At 66.2% G+C, this 20,319-nt stretch carries 18 protein-coding genes and 2 pseudogenes; 7 read left to right on the top strand and 13 right to left on the bottom strand.

Annotation, left to right across the window (positions count from 1 at the left end; all coding sequences use genetic code 11):
• Positions 1-196, top strand: a pseudogene (locus Q0D45_RS14695) (glutathione-dependent disulfide-bond oxidoreductase); the annotation flags it as partial.
• 40 nt (positions 197-236) lie between these two features.
• Here Q0D45_RS14695 and Q0D45_RS14690 read toward each other — a convergent pair.
• Both Q0D45_RS14690 and Q0D45_RS14685 read right to left on the bottom strand, forming a co-directional pair.
• Positions 237-674, bottom strand: a complete 438-nt coding sequence (locus Q0D45_RS14690; protein WP_293394174.1) for a hypothetical protein — start codon at positions 672-674, stop codon at positions 237-239.
• A gap of 38 nt (positions 675-712) precedes the next feature.
• Positions 713-1,618, bottom strand: coding sequence for a LysR family transcriptional regulator (locus Q0D45_RS14685; protein WP_293394171.1), 906 nt, complete (start codon positions 1,616-1,618; stop codon positions 713-715).
• Between the two features lie 110 nt (positions 1,619-1,728).
• Here Q0D45_RS14685 and ilvD point away from each other — a divergent pair, with 110 nt between their 5' ends.
• Positions 1,729-3,570 (top strand): dihydroxy-acid dehydratase, encoded by a 1,842-nt coding sequence (gene ilvD, locus Q0D45_RS14680; RefSeq protein ID WP_293394168.1) that lies wholly within the window; start codon positions 1,729-1,731, stop codon positions 3,568-3,570.
• A 24-nt stretch (positions 3,571-3,594) separates the two neighbouring features.
• Here ilvD and Q0D45_RS14675 read toward each other — a convergent pair whose 3' ends face one another.
• A complete protein-coding gene (locus Q0D45_RS14675; RefSeq protein WP_293394165.1) occupies positions 3,595-4,512 on the bottom strand; it encodes a M14 family metallocarboxypeptidase in 918 nt (305 codons plus the stop codon).
• A gap of 102 nt (positions 4,513-4,614) precedes the next feature.
• On the opposite strand from Q0D45_RS14675, the gene Q0D45_RS14670 reads away from it, so the two are divergent.
• The 4 genes from Q0D45_RS14670 to Q0D45_RS14655 all read left to right on the top strand — a co-directional run bounded on the left by Q0D45_RS14670 (position 4,615) and on the right by Q0D45_RS14655 (position 7,250).
• Positions 4,615-4,992: a hypothetical protein gene (locus tag Q0D45_RS14670; RefSeq protein ID WP_293394162.1), complete on the top strand. Its 378-nt coding sequence runs from the start codon at positions 4,615-4,617 to the stop codon at positions 4,990-4,992.
• 123 nt (positions 4,993-5,115) lie between these two features.
• A complete protein-coding gene (locus Q0D45_RS14665) occupies positions 5,116-5,586 on the top strand; it encodes a hemerythrin domain-containing protein (RefSeq protein WP_293394159.1) in 471 nt (156 codons plus the stop codon).
• Between the two features lie 41 nt (positions 5,587-5,627).
• Positions 5,628-6,710, top strand: a complete 1,083-nt coding sequence (locus Q0D45_RS14660; RefSeq protein WP_293394156.1) for an AI-2E family transporter — start codon at positions 5,628-5,630, stop codon at positions 6,708-6,710.
• 177 nt (positions 6,711-6,887) lie between these two features.
• On the top strand, positions 6,888-7,250 hold the full coding sequence (locus tag Q0D45_RS14655; protein WP_293394153.1) for a hypothetical protein: 363 nt from the start codon (positions 6,888-6,890) through the stop codon (positions 7,248-7,250).
• Positions 7,251-7,308: 58 nt separating this feature from the next.
• On the opposite strand, the gene Q0D45_RS14650 is transcribed toward Q0D45_RS14655, so the two are convergent.
• The 5 genes from Q0D45_RS14650 to Q0D45_RS14630 form a co-directional block, all read right to left on the bottom strand.
• The gene (locus tag Q0D45_RS14650; RefSeq protein ID WP_293394151.1) at positions 7,309-7,467 is read right to left on the bottom strand and encodes a hypothetical protein; all 159 of its coding nucleotides are present in this window, start codon (positions 7,465-7,467) and stop codon (positions 7,309-7,311) included.
• A gap of 96 nt (positions 7,468-7,563) precedes the next feature.
• Positions 7,564-7,689, bottom strand: a complete 126-nt coding sequence (locus Q0D45_RS14645) for a hypothetical protein (RefSeq protein WP_293394148.1) — start codon at positions 7,687-7,689, stop codon at positions 7,564-7,566.
• A gap of 54 nt (positions 7,690-7,743) precedes the next feature.
• A complete protein-coding gene (locus Q0D45_RS14640) occupies positions 7,744-8,433 on the bottom strand; it encodes a glycine zipper 2TM domain-containing protein (protein ID WP_293394145.1) in 690 nt (229 codons plus the stop codon).
• A 113-nt stretch (positions 8,434-8,546) separates the two neighbouring features.
• Complete coding sequence (locus Q0D45_RS14635) at positions 8,547-8,891, bottom strand: hypothetical protein (RefSeq protein WP_293394142.1); 345 nt, start codon at positions 8,889-8,891, stop codon at positions 8,547-8,549.
• A gap of 146 nt (positions 8,892-9,037) precedes the next feature.
• Entirely contained in the window at positions 9,038-11,131 is a 2,094-nt protein-coding gene (locus tag Q0D45_RS14630) for an ATP-binding protein (protein ID WP_293394140.1), read from the bottom strand.
• Between the two features lie 54 nt (positions 11,132-11,185).
• Between Q0D45_RS14630 and Q0D45_RS14625 the strand changes: the two genes are divergently transcribed.
• Positions 11,186-11,917, top strand: a complete 732-nt coding sequence (locus tag Q0D45_RS14625; RefSeq protein ID WP_293394137.1) for a response regulator transcription factor — start codon at positions 11,186-11,188, stop codon at positions 11,915-11,917.
• A gap of 11 nt (positions 11,918-11,928) precedes the next feature.
• Here the strand turns inward: Q0D45_RS14625 and Q0D45_RS14620 are convergent, their stop codons facing one another.
• The 5 genes and pseudogenes from Q0D45_RS14620 to Q0D45_RS14600 all read right to left on the bottom strand — a co-directional run.
• Positions 11,929-12,312 (bottom strand): hypothetical protein, encoded by a 384-nt coding sequence (locus Q0D45_RS14620; protein WP_293394134.1) that lies wholly within the window; start codon positions 12,310-12,312, stop codon positions 11,929-11,931.
• Positions 12,309-13,706, bottom strand: coding sequence for an efflux transporter outer membrane subunit (locus Q0D45_RS14615; protein WP_293394131.1), 1,398 nt, complete (start codon positions 13,704-13,706; stop codon positions 12,309-12,311). The genes Q0D45_RS14620 and Q0D45_RS14615 overlap by 4 nt, the downstream gene beginning before the upstream one ends.
• Complete coding sequence (locus Q0D45_RS14610) at positions 13,703-16,801, bottom strand: efflux RND transporter permease subunit (protein WP_293394128.1); 3,099 nt, start codon at positions 16,799-16,801, stop codon at positions 13,703-13,705. The genes Q0D45_RS14615 and Q0D45_RS14610 overlap by 4 nt, the downstream gene beginning before the upstream one ends.
• Positions 16,798-19,917, bottom strand: coding sequence for an MdtB/MuxB family multidrug efflux RND transporter permease subunit (locus Q0D45_RS14605; protein ID WP_293394125.1), 3,120 nt, complete (start codon positions 19,915-19,917; stop codon positions 16,798-16,800). The genes Q0D45_RS14610 and Q0D45_RS14605 overlap by 4 nt, the downstream gene beginning before the upstream one ends.
• A 10-nt stretch (positions 19,918-19,927) precedes the next feature.
• Positions 19,928-20,319 (bottom strand): annotated as a pseudogene (locus Q0D45_RS14600) (multidrug transporter subunit MdtA); the annotation flags it as partial.

Here is a 20,319-nt window from a genome sequence, read left to right as displayed (position 1 = left end):
TGCCGCCGAGTTCCTGCAGGTGGAGAGCTACGAGCACGTGCAGCGCTGGGCCAAGGAGATCAACGCACGTCCGGCTGCGAAGCGCGGCCAGATGGTCAACCGCAACTGGGGCGAGCCTGCCGGTCAGCTGGTCGAACGTCATGACGCGAGTGATTTCGAGCTGCGCACGCAGGACAAGTTCGCAGCCAAGCCTTGACCTGAATGGGGCGGTCGCGAAGCCGGGAAAACCTGCAGCGCTACGTCCGCGCCGCACTACGGCGCCTTGTCCTGGCAGCAGTCGAGGCTGACCCGCAGATCATCGTGACCGCAGCAGCAGCGATCGCCATCAGCGTCTTCCGGGATTCGCCCGCTCTGGCTCGAATCGCCAAGGTGTGAACCACGGCGGTGGCGATGGTCGCCAGCGTCGCCGGATCGCTTGTCTCCGGCGGCTCGCCGATCTGCCGGGCATGCAGCAGACGTGCACTCACCAGTCGATCGAACTCGGTGACCGCTGCACGGAGCAGCCCGCGAATCTCGTCGTCGTCCATCGCTTCCAGCACCGCCGTGCTGATCATGAAGCAGCCGCGTGCGTCTGCAGCCTTCGGCAGGTAGACGGTCAGCGTGAACTCGTAGAGCTGCGTCAGCGCCGCGGCGAGTGGAACGCTGACCCAGCGAAACGAAGCATTTGCTATCAACGGCTCTTCGCCCGGGCTGAAGATGATGATCCGGGCGATCAGCGACCCGGAATATCGGCCGTCTGCGCCACCCGCAACAAGGTCGCCACGAAGTTCCTGCTGACCGGATCATCGTCATCACGTGGTCTCAGGATGCCGAGCTCGATCGCGGCTGCCGGACCCTGCAGCGGCCGATATTGAACACCCTGGCGGCGCAGGTTCTGCACTGAGGCCGGAACCAGCGCGAAGCCCATGCCGCAGGCGACCAGGCTGATCACGGTCTGCATCTGGCGCGCTTGCTGGGTGATGCGCGGCGCGAAGCCCGCGGCGCGGCACTGGCCGATGATCAGGTCGAACAGGCCCGGCGCGATGTCTCGCGGCGGAACGATGAAGCTTTCGCTCGCCAGGGCCTTGAGGTCCACCGCCTTGTCGCCTCTGGTGAGTCGATGCCCGGTCGGCGCTGCCAGCAACAGTTGCTCTTGAGCCACAGCCTCGAAAAGAAGATCCGGCGCGTCGAGCGGCCCGATACCGATGCCGAGATCGAGCCGGGCGGCGCGGATCTCGCGAACCTGGGCGTCCGTGGTCAGTTCGTGCAGATGCACTTCCACACTCGGGTACAGGCTGCGAAATTCCTTCAGCGCCGGCGGCAGGATGCCGTAGTCGGCGATCGACACGAAGCCGATCGACAAGGTGCCGACATCGCCGCGCCCGGCGTTGCGGGCCATCTCCTTGCCGCGTTCGAGCCGCGCCAGCACGGCGCGCATCTCGTCGAAGAACACCTGGCCGGCGGCGGTCAGGCTGACGCCGCGATTGGTTCGATCGAGCAGCCGCACGCCCAGTTCATCCTCCAGCGCCTTCAGTTGGGTCGACAGCGGTGGCTGCGACACATGCAGGCGCAGCGCCGCCCGCGAGAAGCTGCGCTCCTCGGCAACGGCGATGAAGTACTTGAGCTGTCGCAGATCCACTATTCGTGATCCCTATACCGGATACCAATAATTGGTATTGGCCAGTATAGAAGGCGCCGACCAGAATCCTGCCATCGCCGTACCGCGGCCACCCGACAGGATGCCCATCGATGCCCGCTCTCCGCTCCCGCACCAGTACCGCCGGCCGCAATATGGCCGGCGCTCGCGCGCTGTGGCGAGCCACCGGCATGAAGGATGGCGACTTCGGCAAGCCGATCATCGCGGTGGCCAATTCCTTCACCCAGTTCGTGCCCGGCCATGTTCATCTGAAGGATCTCGGCCAGCTGGTGATCAGCGAGATCGACAAGGCCGGCGGCGTCGCCAAGGAGTTCAACACCATCGCCGTCGACGACGGCATCGCCATGGGCCATGACGGCATGCTCTACAGCCTGCCGTCGCGTGATCTGATCGCCGACAGCATCGAGTTCATGTGCAACGCGCACACCGCCGATGCCCTGGTCTGCATCTCCAACTGCGACAAGATCACGCCGGGCATGCTGATGGCGGCGCTGCGCCTGAACATCCCGGTGATCTTCGTTTCCGGCGGCCCGATGGAAGCCGGCCGCACGATGCTGGCCGGCAAGCCGGTATCGCTCGATCTGATCGATGCGATGGTCGCCGCCGCCGATGACCGGGTGTCCGATGCCGACGTGCAGACCATCGAGCGTTCGGCATGCCCCACCTGCGGTTCCTGCTCGGGCATGTTCACCGCCAATTCGATGAACTGCCTGACCGAGGCGCTGGGTTTGGCGCTGCCCGGCAACGGCTCGCTGCTGGCCACTCATGCTGATCGCGAGCAACTGTTCCGCGAGGCCGGGCGGCGGATCGTCGAACTGGCGCTTCGTTACTACCGGGACGACGATGAGCGCGCACTGCCGCGCAACATCGCCAGCCGGGCCGCGTTCGAGAACGCGATGTCGCTGGACATCGCCATGGGCGGGTCGAGCAACACCGTGCTGCATCTGCTCGCCGCGGCGCAGGAAGGCGGTATCGCATTCGCGATGCAGGACATCGATCGGCTGTCGCGCCGGGTACCGACCTTGTGCAAGGTGGCACCCTCAGGCCCGCTACATCTGGAAGACGTGCATCGCGCCGGCGGCGTCATGGCGATCCTTGGTGAACTCGATCGTGCCGGCTTGCTCGATACCTCGGTGCCCACCGTGCACGCGACCACGCTGGCCGCGGCACTCGAGCGCTGGGACGTGACGCGCAGCGACGATGCCGCAGTTCACCAGTTCTATCGCGCCGGCCCCGCCGGCATCGCCACTCAGCGCGCGTTCTCGCAGGACTGCCGATATCCGGACCTCGATCTCGATCGAGCCAAAGGCTGCATCCGTTCGACGGCTTCCGCCTTCAGTGCCGACGGCGGCCTCGCGGTGCTGTCCGGCAACCTCGCGGAGCGTGGCTGCATCGTCATGACCGCCGGGGTCGACGACAGCCTGCTGGTGTTCCGGGGTCCGGCGGTGGTCTTCGAAAGCCAGGACGCGGCGGTGGAAGCGATCCTCGCCGGCCGGGTGAAAGCCGGCGACGCCGTGATCATTCGCTACGAAGGTCCACGCGGCGGCCCGGGCATGCAGGAGATGCTGTATCCCACCAGCTATCTGAAGTCGAAAGGTCTCGGCAAGCATTGCGCGCTGATCACCGATGGTCGCTTCTCCGGTGGCACCGCGGGGCTATCTATCGGGCATGTGTCACCCGAGGCCGCCGAGGGCGGCAACATCGCGCTGATCGAAACTGGCGACATGATCCTGATCGACATCCCGCAGCGGATCATCAAGATCGCCATCGACGACGCGACGCTGGCTCAGCGTCGGTCTGCGCAGCTCGCGAAAGGCTGGAAGCCGGCACAGGCCCGCAAGCGCCAGGTCAGCACCGCGTTGAAGGTCTATGCCGCCTTGACCACCAGCGCCGACAAGGGCGCGGTGAGGAATCGGGAGTTGCTGGATGCTTGAGTCAGGTGATCGACCAGCGCCCGCTCAGTGAGCGAGTGCGTAATCGATCGCCGCAGTCACGGCTGCAACCTGGGCGGCGATGCATTGCTCCGGGCTTGCGCGCGGGCTGTCGGGATAGACCTCGGTCGTCGTCCTGTAGCGCGCGCTGGTGATGCCGGCACAAAGCCCGAGCTGCTTCAGCGGATAGCGGATCACGCCGGGTGCGACGACCTCCGAGCCGATGATCTTGCCGTCGCGATCGGCCGGGGCGATGTGGGTAACCTCGGCCACCGCGGCAATCACGGCCTGCTGGAACGCGGGCTGCGGTTGCTCGACGTCATCGACCAGATAGAAGCCATCGGGTATCTCGCCGGGAACATGCGCGATGCCTTTGCGCGCCGCGAGTGCCGGCTGAAACTCGGACTCGTCGGTATCGGTGGTTTCATGCAGATCGATGTGCACGAGCACGCGGTCGCGAAACGGCGCGACCAGGCGCAGCAGTGCCTCGGCTTCCTGCGCCGGACTGTTGTCGACGAACGAGCGATTGGGGTCGACGGCGTGCATGTTCCAGCGCTGGATCGTCTCGTAGCCCCAAGGGCTGACACAGGGCGCGACGATCAGATTGATCCGGCCGAGATAACGCGCGGCGTGGCGGTCGAGAAAGCGCAGGGCGCCATGAACGCCACTGGTTTCGTAGCCGTGCACGCCACCGGTGACCAGCACGCAGGGCAGCTCCTCGCGCCAGCCAAGGCTCTTGATCGCGAACAGCGGATAGCGATCGGTCTCGTAATCCAGCTGTCCGTATCGCAAGACTTCGTAGCGGTCGCGCAGCGTGTCGATGACCTGCAGCACATCCACTTCATAGCTGCGCTTGCAGGTCTGTCGTGCTCGCCAGGCGGACACTTCGGAAGCACCCCAGGCTTGCCCGGGCGTGCCGATCGGGTAGGGATCATGGGCGGCCATCAGCTCACTCGCTCTGCTTGCAGGAAGTCGGAAGACGGTAGCACCGCTCCATGTTACGGACGAGCACTTAGGCGCAGCGGCGTTCACGCCAGGCCCTTCAACTTGGCCAGTACCGTGATCAAGGCGTCGATCGAAACCGGCCGGCAGCAACGGCGCGATCGACATCGTTTTGCCGACCATAGCGTCACGGCCTATCGGGCCCTATGCAAACCGCTGGGCCAATCAGCGGACGAAGTGCCGACGGTGCGTCGTGTCGTCGAGGTCATCAAGGATATTGCTGCGAGCCTCGGCAACCCGCCTGCGGTCTGTCGCAAGCGCTATGTGCATCCGGCGGTGCTGGACGCTGACATGGAAGGCCGACTGGGCAGCGTGATCCGGACCCAACCCAAACGCGGCCTGAAGATCGACGAGGCCGCATTCCTGCAATTCATCAGCGCACGGAGCCCCCGCAGTAAAGCCAGGACACCGGCGAAAAAGTAGCTGCGAAAATCTCGAGATCGACGAGATCGACGCGGGCATGCGCGGTGCTCATGGAGTTGTGAAAGGTTTGTCGGCAGACAGACTTCAGCAGTTCATTCCGCTAGCGATCCCAGGAGAAAAGCCATGCTCAACACGATCAAGAACAAGCTTGACCCGCGTCCCAATGCCATCAGCCTGCTCAAGGACGATCACCGCGAAGTCGAAGCCCTGTTCTCGGCTTACCAGGAGGCCAGGGACAAGCGCAGACAGAAGAGCATCGTGCTCAAGATCTGCGAAGCCCTGGAAGCACATACCAAGGTCGAGGAGAAGATTTTCTATCCAGCCATCAAGCAGAAGAAGGATCTTGCCGACATGGTCAACGAGGCGGTGGTCGAACACGCCGGCGCCAAGAAGCTCATTCGCGAGTTGAAGAATGGCTCGCCTGCCGATGAGCTCTACGATGCAAAAGTCACCGTGCTCGAGGAATACATTCGCCATCACGTCAAGGAAGAAGAGAGCGAAATGTTTCCCAAGGTTGAAGCAACGGATCTCGATCTCGTTGAACTGGGCGAGCGGATGTCGGCGGCAAAAGAGCGGCTTCTGGAAGCAGCTTGACCGATCACCCGGCCATCGTCGTGCCTGGACACCAATCAAGAATGAGTCAACGACAAGATCGTGCTCAGGGCATCGATGTTGCCACTGTGCTGAAGAACATCGCCTGGGTTGTCGGCCTGATCGTGCTGTTTGCGGTGGTTGGCCGATTTCTCTTGCTGGTCTTCGCAGCAGCCTTGATCGCCGTGGCATTCAGTATTCTTGCCAGGGCGGTCAAGCGATGGACGGGTGTGTCGACGACCGCTGCTCTCGGCATCGTTTGCCTGGCGGTACTCGTGCTCCTGCTGGTGCTGGGCATCTTCAGCGGCCCGAGTCTGATCGATCAGGGCCAGCAACTCGGCACGCAGTTGATGACCTGGCAGAAGGAAACCCACGAGTGGCTGGGCCAACGTGGCTGGGGTCGCCAGCTACTTCAACGACTCAACGCCGGGCAGGGTAGCGAGGCCGTGAGTCAGGCGGGTGGAGCCGTGATGGGGATCTTCGGTGCGCTGGGTGCATTGCTGGTCGCCGTTGCGGCAGCGCTGTACTTTGCCGGCGATCCTCGCTTGTACGTCGACGGCACCATCCGCCTGTTTCCGCCGGAACGGCGTGCGCGCATGCGCGAGATCTTCGACGCCTGCGGCGCAACGCTGAGCCGCTGGTTGCTGGGGCAAGCGATCGGCATGGCCTTCGTGACGATACTTGTTTATGTCGGCCTGACGGTGCTGGGCGTGCCGCTGGCGCCGTTGCTGGCCTTGATCGCCGGCTTGCTGAACTTCGTGCCCTACGTGGGAGCTTTTGCGGGTTCGGTACCGGCCCTGATGGTGGCGGCCAACGGCGATCCGCAAACGATGATCTGGGTCGCCGTGCTGTTCCTGGCGGTACAGATGATCCACGGCTACGTCATCGATCCGCGCATCCAGGAAAAGACTGCCAGCCTGCCGCCGGCCATGTCGATCCTGTCTCAGACCGTGCTCGGCATGCTGTTCGGCATCATCGGCATCGTGCTGGCCACGCCGATCCTCGCCGTGGTCATCACCATCGTCCGGATGGCGTATGTCGAAGATGTTCTGGAGCAGCCCAAGGAGAAAGCGGAAGACTCGCTTGCAGTTGAAAGCGAGCCTATCGCTGCCCTGAAGCAGGCTTAGCCGCTTCGATCGGCTCGACTTGCTCGATTCCAGCGGCCGGCAGCTTCAGGCCTTTGCAAGGATCGGCAGCTCGAAACGAGTGCGTCGTGTAATGGCTGCAAAGTGATGACAAACCCTTAAGGCGAGGTCCGGATGGCTACAAGAAAATGGCAGGTATCGGGCGCGGTGTTAGTCCTCATGGCTGGCTGCCACCAGCAAGGCAAGGAAAGCTCGGCACAGCCTGCGGCCGCAGCGTCTGCGTCATCGGCAAGCGAGGTTCCGGAGTTCAATGCCGATCAGTGGCTGGGGCGATGGAATGGTCCTGAAGGGACCTATCTGAGCATCGCGAAGAGCGAAGCCGGATACAGGCTCGAGATTGCGGATCTCGATGGGCCCAAGCGCTATTCGTCGCAGTCCGTGGACGACCATCTCGTGTTCGAGCGCGACGGCAGGACCGAATCGATACGCGCAACCAGCGGCGACCAGACCGGCATGAAATGGCTGCAGGACCAATCGAACTGCCTGACCATCAAGCCGGGCGAAGGCTACTGCCGTGACTGATTGCCGTCGTTGGCAAGGCAGCGGCGGATTCATTGCCGCTGCCTTGCGGGCGTACGGGTCAGAGACCTCGCCGGCCGTTGAGCAGATAGGCGACAACGATCACCACAACGATCAATCCGATCGGACCGATGCCCCAGCCGGCGCCGAAGCCCCAGTAGATGCCACCGCCGCCGCCGAACAGCAATAACACCAGGATCAGAATCAGCAGCAGGTCCATTTCTTTGTCTCCCGTAGTGATCGGCCGGCAGGTGCCAGCTCAAGAGCCGCAGGCTTACCTGCGGCTTCGATGACGGGTGGCAAGCGACGTTCCCGATCAGGCGACGAGGGCGATCCGGAAGTCGGCATCAACCTCGACGACGGTCCGCGCCTGGCTCAGCACGGGGACGCTCAGCAGGGCCAGCGTCAGCAGCGACGCTGGCAGCAGCTTTCTCGATGACATGGCCCGTCCTCCTCGAATGAAGCCGCAGATCGCCGAGGCGGCCTGCAGCCGGGTTCAGCGATGACCGTAATGGCCACCATGAACACCGACCACGACGCTGGTGCCGCCATAACCGCCATAGCCATACGGGTTGCCGCCGTAGCCGTATGAATAGCCGTACGGATAGCTGTAATAGACCGGCGGCGGGGCGGCGTAGATAACCGTCGGGCTCTGGTCGGCATAGACGACGGTCGGCGGCGGCTGCACGCTGGTCACCGTCTGGCCGACCGGCGTGGCGCTCACCGCCAGTTCGATGTGGTCACCCGGATCGTGATCCAGGCGCGTGCTGTAGCGACGGCCGTTGTAGTCGTAGACCACGTCATAGCCAACCACGCGACGCTCGTAGCTCACCGCGTTCTGGCAGTTGCGCACCGTGGTGTGCACGTCCGGCGTGCTGCCGGCTTCGACCCGATTGCCCGCCACCGCACCGACGACAGCACCGACACCCGTCGCCAGCGCACGGCCGGAGCCTGCACCGAAGCGGTTGCCGACCACGCCGCCAACCACTGCGCCCAGCACGGCACCGCCGCCACTGGTTTCCGGCTTCACGACGGTCGGCTGGTCGTAGCAGTCCTGCTGAGGCACGGCGACTTCGGCAGTCACTTCCGTGCTGGAGACGACTCTGCCGTACTCGGCAGCCTCCGCGACGGTGCAGGCCGAGGCCAGGCTTATCGCGATCAGGGATCTCTTGAAGTTGGTGTTCATGGTGCCTTCCTTCCTGAAGCCCTACGCGGCAAATGCCGCAGTTGAAGAGTGAGCGCGGTGGGTACCGGCGATATTTCAGAACGCCTGCGGCCTGTTACAGCTGCAATGTGGCTTCAACGGAAGTCGGCGAGATCGCGGAGATCGAGATCGAAGAGCCCGCCTTGCGGCAGGTTCATCGTGTAGCCGCGCCGCCAGCTGCCGCGTTGCGCGGTGATGCGGTAGATGCCGGCAGGCAGCGGCAATTCGATCAACGCGGCCGCATCGTCGACCGCCAGCACGCTGATGCCGTCCTGGTCCTCGATGCGCAGACTGAGTGGCGCCTGTGCAGCGAATCCGAGGCTGGTCACGCAGCGGGCCAGCCAGCGCCGTGTCGGGCCCGTCGGCCGGTCAGCGCCGGTATGGAGCACCAGACGTGCCGTCAAGGCGGGTGCCACCGGCGTATCCGTGGCAATCGTCATGACCGGATGCTGTCCATGGACGGGGTCCCTTGGCAGAGAAGGCATCGGGATTGATGCGCCGAAGCATCTTCCCGGTGCCTTTGCACTGCGCTGTGTCGGCGCGGCATCCACCGTGTTGCAACTGAAATACTTCCGCTTGTCCCCGCTCAGGCCAGCAAATCATCGAGGGCTTGCACAAGCTCGGCCCGTTCGATGGGCTTGGCCAGCACCCGCGTCACGCCTGCCGCCAAAGCCCGCTCGGCGAGCGCCGGGCCTCCGTAACCGCTGATCAGCAGCACCGGCAGCCCTGGCGCAAATTCGCGCAGCGCTTCGGTCATTGCCGTGCCGCTCAAGCCGGGCATGGTTTCGTCGCTGATGACGATGGCGTAACGCGCGGGCTGCTCACGCAGCAACTGCAGGGCGGCCTGAGGATCGCTGCTGCCTTCGGCCTGATAGCCGAGGCCGCGCAGCATCGCCGTCAGCAGATCGACCAGCGCCGGCTCGTCATCGACGACCAGCACCGTCGTCGCGGACCGCGCTGCAGTGCTCGGTGGACTGGCGCCAACCAACTCTGTCTGCGGCCGATCGCTAGTGGCGACGATCCGGTACTCGGGCAGATACAGCGTGAAGCGCGCCCCCTTGCCGGGACGGCTGCGCACGTCGATCGCGCCGCCGAACTCGGCGACCACGCCGTGCACCACGGCCAGGCCCAGGCCGGTGCCGGACTCGCTGCTGCGAGTGGTGAAGAACGGCTCGAACAGATGCTCCATGATCGCCGGCGTGATGCCGCGTCCCTGGTCGGCCACGCTCAGCTCCAGGTAGTGACCAGGCGCGAGCTGGCTGTGCGACAGCACCTGCGCTTCGTCGATCTGCAGACGCCGCAGATGGACGCTGACCATGCCGCCGTCGGGCATTGCCTGCAGGGCGTTGGTGCAGAGATTGAGCACCGCCTCGTAGGCCTGGGTGGAATCGCCGCGCAGCATCGCGCCGGGTGCTTCCAGCGCGCGCTCCAGCACCAGGCCCGGTCGCAGCGAGCCGGCCAGCAGGTCGAGCACTTCCTCGATCACCGGGCCGAGCTCGAAGATGTCCGAGGTCTGCGCGCCGCCCTTGCTGAACGACAGGATGCGTTCGACCAGCGACTTGCCGCGCTCGGCGGCCTGCAGCACCCGGTCGAGATAGCGCGCCTGGCTGCCGTCGACCGGGGCGAGGTCGCGAGCCATTTCACCGAAGCCGACGATCGAGGCCAGCAGATTGTTGAAGTCGTGCGCCACGCTGCCGGCCAGGGTGCCCAGGGATTCCAGCTTGCCGGCGCGGGCCTGCTGTGCCTGCAAGGCCTGCTGCGCTTCGCTGCGCCGGCGATCGGCGCGATGCACCACTCGCACCGCGGCGAACAGCACCAGCAACGCCAGGCCGAGTGCGGCGGCGGTCAGCCGTGCCGCTGCGCGCCATTCGTGGAGTACGGCGTCGAGGTCGCGGGTCATCACCACGCTGAGGCCGTAGCGCTGCAGCCGGTGCAGGCCGACCAGACGCTCACTGCCATCGCGGAAGCGGTGCAGTTCCATGCTGGTACGCGCGGCCAGCCGCTGCGCCAGCGTGGCTTCGTCGAGCACCTGGCTGGCCACGATGAGGCCGGCCAGCCGCGCGCCATCGGCGCGGAACACCGCCATGCGCGCATCGGCGGCCGGGCTGGCAGCGGAGAACGCACCGAGCAGACTGGTCGCCGGCAAGGCGGCGATGATCCAGCCATCGCCGATGCCGGGTACTGCGCGGAAGCGAACGGCGAGGGCGACCCCGGCTTCCGGCAAGGCATCGACCCGGAACGGACGGCTGATGGCGATATCGTCGACCGCCAGTCCGGCCAAGGCCGGCAGGAAGCTCGCAGGCTCCGGCGCGGGGCTGCCATCCGAGCCGGCGATCAGCTGCCCGCCATCGCCGAGCAGCCACAGCGTCTGCACCAGCGGCATCAGTTTCGCGCGCGTCTGCAGCGCGGGCCGGGCATCCGCGCCACTCGCGGAAAGACGGCCTTCAGCCAGTTCGCCACGGATCGCCAGCAAGCCTTCCTCGGCACCCTGCAGGCTGCGCTCGACTTCGTCAGCCAACGCCAGCGACAGCAGACTCAGCTCGCGCGTCTGCGCCGCCAGTGCATCACGCCGCAGATGCCAGAGCGCGGTGGCGGAGGCGGCGATCAGACTCAGCGCCATGCCCACCGCCAGCCACCACAACCTCGCGTCGGCCGGTCTGTTCGGGGTGGCGATATTCATGCGCTACGATACTTCACCCTGCTCCAGGGTCATGAGCTTGCAACCGCCGACGAGATGACCAGCACCAGCGTGCCGCACATTCTTGTCATCGATGACGACCCGGCCATTCGCGAGCTGGTGGTCGAGTATCTGAGCCAGAACGAGATGCGAGTCAGCGCCGGCGGCAATGGCCGCGAGCTGTTCGAAGCGATGGATCGCGAAGCGATCGATCTGGTGCTGCTCGATCTCAAGCTGCCGGGCGAGGACGGCATGCAGCTGGCGCGAACGCTGCGCGAGCGGGCCACGGTGCCGGTGATCCTGCTCACCGGCCGCAGCGAGGAAGCCGACCGGGTCATGGGCCTGGAACTCGGCGCCGACGACTACGTGACCAAGCCGTTCAGCCCGCGTGAATTGCTGGCCCGCGTGCGCGCGGTGCTGCGCCGCTATCAGGTGCAGGCGACCTTGCCGGAACGCGATGGCTCGCGGCGCGCCTTCCGCTTCTCCGGCTGGGAGCTGAACCTGCGCACCCGGCGGCTGCGCTCGCCGGCCGGCGATACCGTGGCGCTGTCCAACGGCGAATTCAGCCTGCTCAATGCGCTGTGCCGCGCGCCGCAGCGGGTGCTGACCCGGGACCAGTTGCTGTCCTTGTCGCGGCTGCACGAGGCCGAGGTCTACGACCGCACCATCGACGTGCAGATTCGCCGGCTGCGCCTGAAAATCGAAGCCGACCCCGCCAAGCCGGAGCTGATCCGCACTGAGCGCGGCGCCGGCTACCAGTTGGCCAGCACGGTCGAAACCTTGTTCTGAATCCGGGCCGATCAGGATCGGCTCTCCGGATGTTCCTGCGCGAAACGCCGTTCCGCTTCGGCCAGGTGGCGCACCAGCACATGGGAGATGACGTTGACGCCGACGCCGCCGAACATCGCCGGCAGCAGGTACAGCGCCACCGAGACCTGCGAAGTGAAGACCCAATCGTCGGATAGCGACGGTGTGTCCTTGGCCAGCAGCGCCAGGCTCTGCAGGAAATAGACATCGAGCCCGGCGACCGCGATCAGCGCCAGACCCAGCAGCAGCACGTTGCGCGGCGAGATCGCGCGCTTGACCAGCAAGACCGTGTAGACGCCGATCGGCAGGCCGGTGGACAGCAGCACCATCAGCCAGAAGCGCAGCTCGGCGAACACGGAATTGCTGACCGCGCTCATGGCCCGACCACTGCGGTCCTGGCGCTGACCGGCTGCCAGCGGCCGGCGATGTTCTTCAGCAGCTGATCGACCGCCGCCAGCTGGCGATTGCGGACGCCGAGCAGGCTGTTCTCGCTGGTCAGCGCCGCGGTCTGCGCAGTCACCACATTGAGCGCGCTGACCGTGCCATCGCGGTATTGATCCAGGGTGATCTCGACATTGCGCTGGGCAGCGGCCAGCGCCTGCTCCTGCAGTGCCGCCTCCTGCTGCAGCTGATCGGCGAGCACCAGGTTGTCTTCCACTTCCTGCAGCGCGGTCAGCACCGTTTGCCGATAGCTCGCCGTCGCCTGATCGGCATTGGCGCGCGCCTCGGCACTGGCCAGTCGCCGCTGGCCGCCATCGAGGATGACCTCGGCCAGGTTGGCGCCGACGGTCCAGGCGAAGTTCGGCGCGCTGATCAGGCCGGTCAGCGCATCGCCGATGTAGCCGGCCGTCGCCGACAGGCTCAGGGTCGGAAACCAGGCCGCGTCGGCGACGCCGATCTGCGCATAGGCGGCGATCACCCGGCGCTGCGCAGCGGCGATGTCCGGGCGGCGTTCGAGCAGGCTGGCCGGCAGCTGTTCGGGCACCGGCGGTGCCGCGGGCAAAGCTGCCGTGGCGCTCAGATCCAGCGCCGAGGGCGGCACGCCGAGCAGCACGGCAATCGCGTGTTCGAGCTGGGCGCGCTGGGCATTCAGCTCGGAGATCTGCGCCTGCGTGCCCTTCAGCTGGGTGGTCGCCTGCAGCACGTCGCTGCGGCCGGCGACGCCGCCGTCATAGCGGATCTGGGTCAGAGCTAGCGAATGCTGGTAAGCCGTGGCGCTGCGCTCGAACAGCGAGCGCTGGGCTTCGGCGGTACGCAAGGAGAAATAGGTCTCCGCCAGGATGGCCTGGGCTGACAACTGTGCCGCGGCGAGATCGTCGGCGCTCGCCTGCAGCGAAGCCGCAGCGCCGGTTTTGGCCTGCGACAAGCGTCCCCAGAGGTCCAGTTCCCAGCTGGCGGTCGCCGATACCGTGAATGGGTCCTTGCCGCGCTGGGCATCGAGGCCGGCTGACAGACTGGGCAGGAAGGCCGTGCGGCTGGCGGCGTAGACGGCCCGGGCGTTGGCCACCGCGGCGGCGGTGGCCTTGAGGTTCTCGTTGCCGATCACCAGCCGTCGTTCGAGATCGTCGAGCACCGGGTCCTGGAACAGCGTCCACCAGTCGTCGGGAATCGGAGCGCTGAGCGCAGCAGCTTTCTGCCAGTCACCGGCTTCCTTGAACGCAGCCGGTGCCGCGGCCGGTTGCGGAGGCTTGACGGCAGTCACCGCGCAGCCGGCTAGCGAACCGGCCAGCAGGCACAGGGCGATGCCACGAAAGCGGATACGGGATTTCATGAGGCGGGCAGGGGCTGGGCAATGGCATTCAATGCCGGACGCGGATGGCGACGGCGCAGGCGGTCGAGCAGCACGAACACCACCGGCGTGGTGTAGAGCGTCAGCAGCTGGCTGAGGATCAGCCCGCCGACGATGGCGATGCCGAGCGGCTGGCGCAGCTCGGCACCATCGCCACGGCCCAGCGCCAGCGGCACGGCGCCGAAGATCGCCGCGAAGGTGGTCATCAGGATCGGTCGCAAGCGCAGGCTGGCTGCCCGGTAGATCGCGGCACCGGCGCTGGCTCCGAAGCGGGTGGTGGCCTCGCGCTGCCGGACGATGGCGACGTCGATCATCATGATCGCGTTCTTCTTGACGATGCCGATCAGCAGGATCACGCCGATCAGGGCAATGATCGAAAAGTCCCGGCCGCAGAGCATCAGCGCCAGCAGCGCGCCGATGCCGGCCGAGGGCAGGGTCGACAGGATGGTGATCGGGTGGATCAGGCTTTCGTAGAGGATGCCGAGCACCAGATAGATGCTGACGATCGCCGCCAGGATCAGCAGCGGCTGGGTCGCCAGCGAAGCCTTGAAGGTGTTGGCGGTGCCGGCAAAGCTGCCGCGCACCGAAGCCGGTGGTGCCATCCGCGCGACGGCGGCGACGATCGCGTCGGTGGCCGTCGACAGCGAACCTCCGGGCGGCAGGTTGAAGCTGATCGTCGCGGCCGGCACACCGCTCTGATGGTTGACCGCCAGCGGTGTATTGGTGGTCTCGACCGTGGCGAATGCCGACAGCGGCACCTGGGCGCCGGTGTTGCTGGTCACGTACAGCCGCTGCAGCGTCTGCGGGCCTTCGAGGAACTGCGGCGCCAGCTCCATCACCACCCGGTACTGGTTCAGCGGGTTGTAGATGACGCCGACCTGGCGCTGGCCGAAAGCGTCGTCGAGCGTGCTGTCGAGATTGGCCATGGTCACGCCGAGGCGCGATGCGGCGTCACGGTCGATGTTCAGCGACGTCTGCAGGCCGGTGTCCTGCTGATCGGTGCTGACATCGGTGAGCTCCGGCAGCTGGGTCAGCGTCTTGCGGATCTTCTGCTCCCAGGTGCGCAGAGTGGTGACGTCATCGGCCTGCAAGCTGTACTGGTACTGGGCATCGGACTGCCGGCCGCCGATGCGGATGTCCTGCACCGGCACCAGGGTCAGCCGGGCACCTGGTTCGTGGGCCAGCCGGGCACGCAGGCGAGTGATCACCGTCTCCGCCGGCTCGCGCTCGGCACGCGGCTTCAGCGAGATGAAGAAGCTCGCCGTATTGCGCTGTGCGCTGCCGCCACCGCTACCGGTGGAACCGATGACATTGGCCACCGCCGGATCGCTGCGGATGATCGCCATGAAGCGGTCGAGCCGCTGCTGCATCAGCTGGAAGGAACTGCCCTGATCGGCCTTGACGCTGCCGGTCAGCACGCCGGTGTCCTGCTCCGGGAAGAAGGCCTTCGGGATCACGCCGTACAGGTAGACGTTGAGGCTGATGACGCCGATCAGCACCAGCAGCGCCAGCGGCTGATGGCGCAAGGTCCATTGCAGCGAATGCCGGTAACCGCGCTGCAGTGCCCTTGCCAATCGGCCTGCGCGCCGAGCTTTGCCAGCCGGCTTCAGCAAGGCTGCGGCGAGCGTCGGCGTGGTGGTCAGCGACACCAGCATCGACACCCCGATCGCCACCGACAGCACCACGGCGAACTCGCGGAACATGCGGCCGACGATGCCGCCCATCAGCAGGATCGGGATGAACACCGCGACCAGACTCACCGAGATCGAGATCACCGTGAAGCCGATCTCGCGGGCACCAAGCAGTGCCGCTGCCCGCGGCGCCATGCCGCGATCGCGGTGACGGCTGATGTTCTCGGACACCACGATGGCGTCGTCGACGACGAAGCCGGTGGCCACCGTCAGCGCCATCGCCGACAGGTTGTCGAGGCTGTAGCCGAGCATGGCCATCAGACCGAGGGTGCCGGCCAATGACACCGGCACGGCCACCGCCGGCAGCAGGGTTGCCCGCCAGCTGCGCAGGAACAGCAGCACCACCAGGATCACCAGACCGATCGAGATCGCCAGCGCCTGCTCGACCTCGTGCAGCGAGGCGCGGATGGTCGGCGTGCGATCGCTGAGCACCTCGAGCTTGATCGATTGCGGAATCGAGGCCTGCAGACGCGGCAGCAGCGCGCGCACGCGCTGCACGGTCTCGATGACGTTGGCGCCCGGCTGCTTCTGCACCAGCAGCACGATCGCCGGCACGCCGTTGGCGAGGCCGTAGTTGCGGATGTCCTGTACCGAGTCGGTCACCGTGCCGACATCGCGCAGCCGTACCGCCGCACCATCGTGATAGCTGAGCAGCACCGGCGCGTACTCGGCAGCGCTGCGCGCCTGATCGTTGGCGCCGATCTGCCAGCTGCGGCCATCCAGCTCCAGCGAGCCCTTCGGCCCGTTGGCATTGGTCGCGGACAGTGCCACTCGCACGCTGTCCAGCGAGATGCCCTTGGCAGCCAGCTTGTCGGGATCGAGTTCGACTCTCACCGCCGGCAGCGCGCTGCCGCCGATGGTTACCTGGCCAACGCCATCGACCTGCGCCAGACGCTGCGCCAGCACCGTCGACGCGGCGTCGTACATCTGGCCACGCGACAAGGTCTGCGAGGTCAGCGCCAGGATCATCACCGGCGCATCCGCCGGGTTGACCTTGCGGTAGGTCGGATTGCTCGGCAAGCCGCTCGGCAACAAGGTGCGTGCTGCGCTGATCGCCGCCTGGACATCGCGGGCAGCGCCGTTGATATCCCGGCTCAGATCGAACTGCAGGGTGATGCTGGTAGTGCCCAGCGACGAGCGCGAGGTGATCTCGCTGACCCCGGCGATGCTGCCCAGCGCGCGCTCCAGCGGCGTCGACACGGTGGCCGCCATGGTGTCGGCGCTGGCGCCCGGCAGCGAAGCGCTGACCGAGATGGTCGGGAAATCGACTTGCGGCAGCGAAGCGATCGGCAGCAGGCGATAGCCGAGCACGCCGGACAGCGCCACCGCCAGCGTGATCAGCGTGGTCGCCACCGGCCGGGCAATGAACGGTGCGGAAATGTTCATGAGGCGATGGCCGGCACTTGCTGGCGAGTCTTCAGACGCTGCGCCAGCCGCGCGAAGCCGAGGTAGATCACCGGCGTGGTGAACAGGGTCAGCAACTGGCTGACGATCAGACCGCCGACCAGTGTCACGCCCAGCGGATGGCGCAGCTCATGGCCGACGCCGCTGCCGAGCATCAGCGGCAGCGCGCTGAACAGCGCCGCCATCGTGGTCATCAGGATCGGCCGGAAGCGCAGCAGACAAGCCTGGTGGATCGCCTCGCGCGGCGCCTTGCCTTCTTCGCGCTCGGCGTACAAGGCGAAGTCGATCATCATGATCGCGTTCTTCTTGACGATGCCGATCAGCAGTACGATGCCGATGATGCCGACCACGCCGAGGTCCTGGCCGTCGAGCAGCAACGCCAGCAGCGCGCCAAGGCCGGCCGAGGGCAGCGTCGACAGGATGGTCAGCGGATGGATGAAGCTTTCGTAGAGCACGCCGAGGACGATGTACATGGTCACCACGGCAGCGAGCACCAGCAGCAGCGTGCTCGACAGCGACGCCTGGAACGCCGCCGCCGCGCCCTGAAAACTGGTCTCCACACTCACTGGCAGATCGAGCTTCGCTTCCTCGGCCTTGATCGCATCGACCGCAGCACCGAGCGCCGCACCCGGCGCCAGATTGAAGGACACGGTGGCCGACGGGAACTGCGCCACATGATTGATCGCAAGTGCGGCCGGCTGCTCGACGATGCGGGCCACCGAACTCAGCGGCACCTGCACGCTGGTGGTGGTGCCATCGGTCGCGGTAGTCGCGCCCGGTACGTAGAGCGACTGCAGCGCCTGCGGCCCGCGCTGATCGTCATGCGCCACTTCCAGCACCACGCGGTACTGGCTGCTCTGCGTGTAGATGGTCGAGATCAGCCGCTGGCCGAAGGCGTTGTAGAGCGCCGTGTCGATCGCGGCGACGGTGACGCCGAGCCGGCCCGCCGCCTCGCGATCGATCTGCACATAGGCCTGCAGGCCCTGGTCCTGCAGATCGCTGGCGACATCGGCGAGCTGCGGCAAGGTCTTCAGGCGCGCCAGCAGGCGGCTGGTGGCGCTGGCCAGATCCTCGTTGCTCGGTGAGCTGAGCAGGAACTGGTACTGGGTCTTGGAGACTCGGTCTTCGATGGTCAGATCCTGCACCGGCTGCATGTAGGCGGTGACGCCCGGCACCTTGGCCGTTGCCGCGCCGAGCCGGCGGATCACGTCCGAAGCCGAGGCATCGCGATCGACGAACGGCTTCAGCGTGATCTGCATGCGCCCGGTGTTGAGCGTCGGATTGGCGCCATCGACGCCGATGAACGAGGTGAGGTGATCGACATCCGGGTCTTTCAGGATCACATCGGCAACCGCCTGCTGGCGCTCGGACATGGCGTCGAACGAAGTGGTCTGGGTCGCTTCGGTGATCACCTGGATCAAGCCGGTGTCCTGCACTGGGAAGAAGCCTTTCGGCACTGCCAGATAGAGCAGGGCGGTGATCGCCAGGGTTGCGGCGAAGGCCAGCAGGGTCGTTCGCGGACGGTCGAGCACCCAGTCCAGCGCCCGGCCGTAGCTGGCGATCAGACGCTCGAACAGTCCCGGTTTCTTCGCGGCCGTATCGCGCTGGTGATGCGCGGCGGCGGGCTTGAGCAGGTAGGCGCTCATCATCGGCGTCAGGGTCAGCGAGATGAACGCCGAGATCAGGATCGCCACCGCCAGGGTGATCGCGAACTCGTGGAACAAGCGGCCAACCACATCGCCCATGAACAGCAGCGGGATCAGCACGGCGATCAGCGACACGGTCAGCGAGATGATCGTGAAGCCGATCTGCCGGCTGCCTTTCAAGGCGGCCTGCCGCGGCGAGTCGCCCAGCTCGATGTAGCGGGCGATGTTCTCGATCATCACGATCGCGTCATCGACGACGAAGCCGGTGGCGATGGTCAGCGCCATCAGGGTCAGGTTGTTGATCGAGAAGCCGGCCAGGTACATCACGCCAAAGGTGCCGACCAGCGACAGCGGCACCGCGACGCTGGGGATCAGCGTGGCCGGCACGCTGCGCAGGAACAGGAAGATCACCATCACCACCAGACCGATCGCCAGCAGCAGCTCGAACTCGGTGTCGTCCACCGAGGCGCGGATGGTGGTGGTGCGGTCGGCGATGATCTGCACGTCGAGCGCCGATGGCAGCGAAGCCTGCAGCCGCGGCAGCAGCGCCTTGACCCGGTCGACGGTCTCGATGACGTTGGCGCCCGGCTGCCGCTGCACGTTGAGAATCACGCCCGGCAAACGATCGGCCCAGGCCGCGAGCAGACGGTTCTCGGCGTCATCGATGACTACGGCCACGTCATTCAGCCGCAGCGGCCGGCCATCCTTCCAGGCGAGGATCAGGTTCTTGTATTCGGCGGCCGAGCGCAGCTGATCGTTGGCATCGATGGTCGAGGCGCGCTGGGCGCCATCGAAACTGCCCTTGGCCTGATTGACGTTGGCGGTGGTGATCGCGCTGCGGACATCGTCCAGCGACAGGCCCAGCGAGCTGAGCTTGCTCGGATCGGCCTGGATACGCACCGCCGGCCGCTGGCCACCGGCGATCGCCACCAGACCGACGCCAGTGAGCTGGGAAAGCTTGGGCGCCAGCCGGTTCTCGGCGAGATCGTGGACCTGGGTCACCGGCAATGACTTCGAGGTGATCGCCAGGGTCAGGATCGGCGCATCGGCGGGGTTGACCTTGGCGTAGACCGGCGGCACCGGCAGATCGTCCGGCAGCAGGCTGGTGGCGGCATTGATCGCCGCCTGCACTTCCTGTTCGCCGATATCCAGCGCCAGGCCCAGCGAGAAGCGCAGGGTGATCAGCGACGCGCCACCGGAACTGGTGCTGGTCATCTGGCTCAGACCCGGCATCTGCCCGAACTGCCGTTCCAGCGGCGCGGTGACGGTGGTGGCGATGACGTCCGGGCTGGCGCCGGGATAGAGCGTGACCACCTGGATCGTCGGGTAATCGACTTCCGGCAGTGCCGACAGCGGCAGCAGGCGATAGGCCAGCAAGCCGCTGAGCAGGATCGCGACCATCAGCAGCGAAGTGGCGACCGGGCGCTCGATGAACAAACGGGAGGGATTCATCGTCGGCGGCTCAGTTCGGGGCCGCGTTGCCCGACGCCGGTGGCGTCTTGCCGTGGCCGTGATGCGGCCGGTCGCTGGCAGCACCGGCCGGCGTCGAGGCCGGATCGGCGCTGGCGATCACCTCCACTTTCGAGCCTTCGTGCAAGCGATCGACGCCATCGACGACCACCTGCTCGCCGGCTTCCAGCGGCCCGGTGACGGCGACCTGATCGCCCTCGACCGCAGATTGCACCACCGGCCGGACGCTGACCGTCTGGTCCGGACCCAGCGCGTAGACATAGAAGCCCTTGGCGCCGCGCTGCACGGCGGCCTGCGGTACTACCAGCGCGTCCTTCAGCACATCCAGCTGCAGGCGCACGCTGACTGCCTGGTTGGGGAACAGCGCGTCGTCGTCGTTGGCGA

It is taken from the genome of Nevskia sp., from assembly GCF_023266035.1.
Taxonomy (GTDB): Bacteria; Pseudomonadota; Gammaproteobacteria; order Nevskiales; family Nevskiaceae; genus Nevskia.
This window is presented reverse-complemented; position numbering and strand designations above follow the sequence as displayed.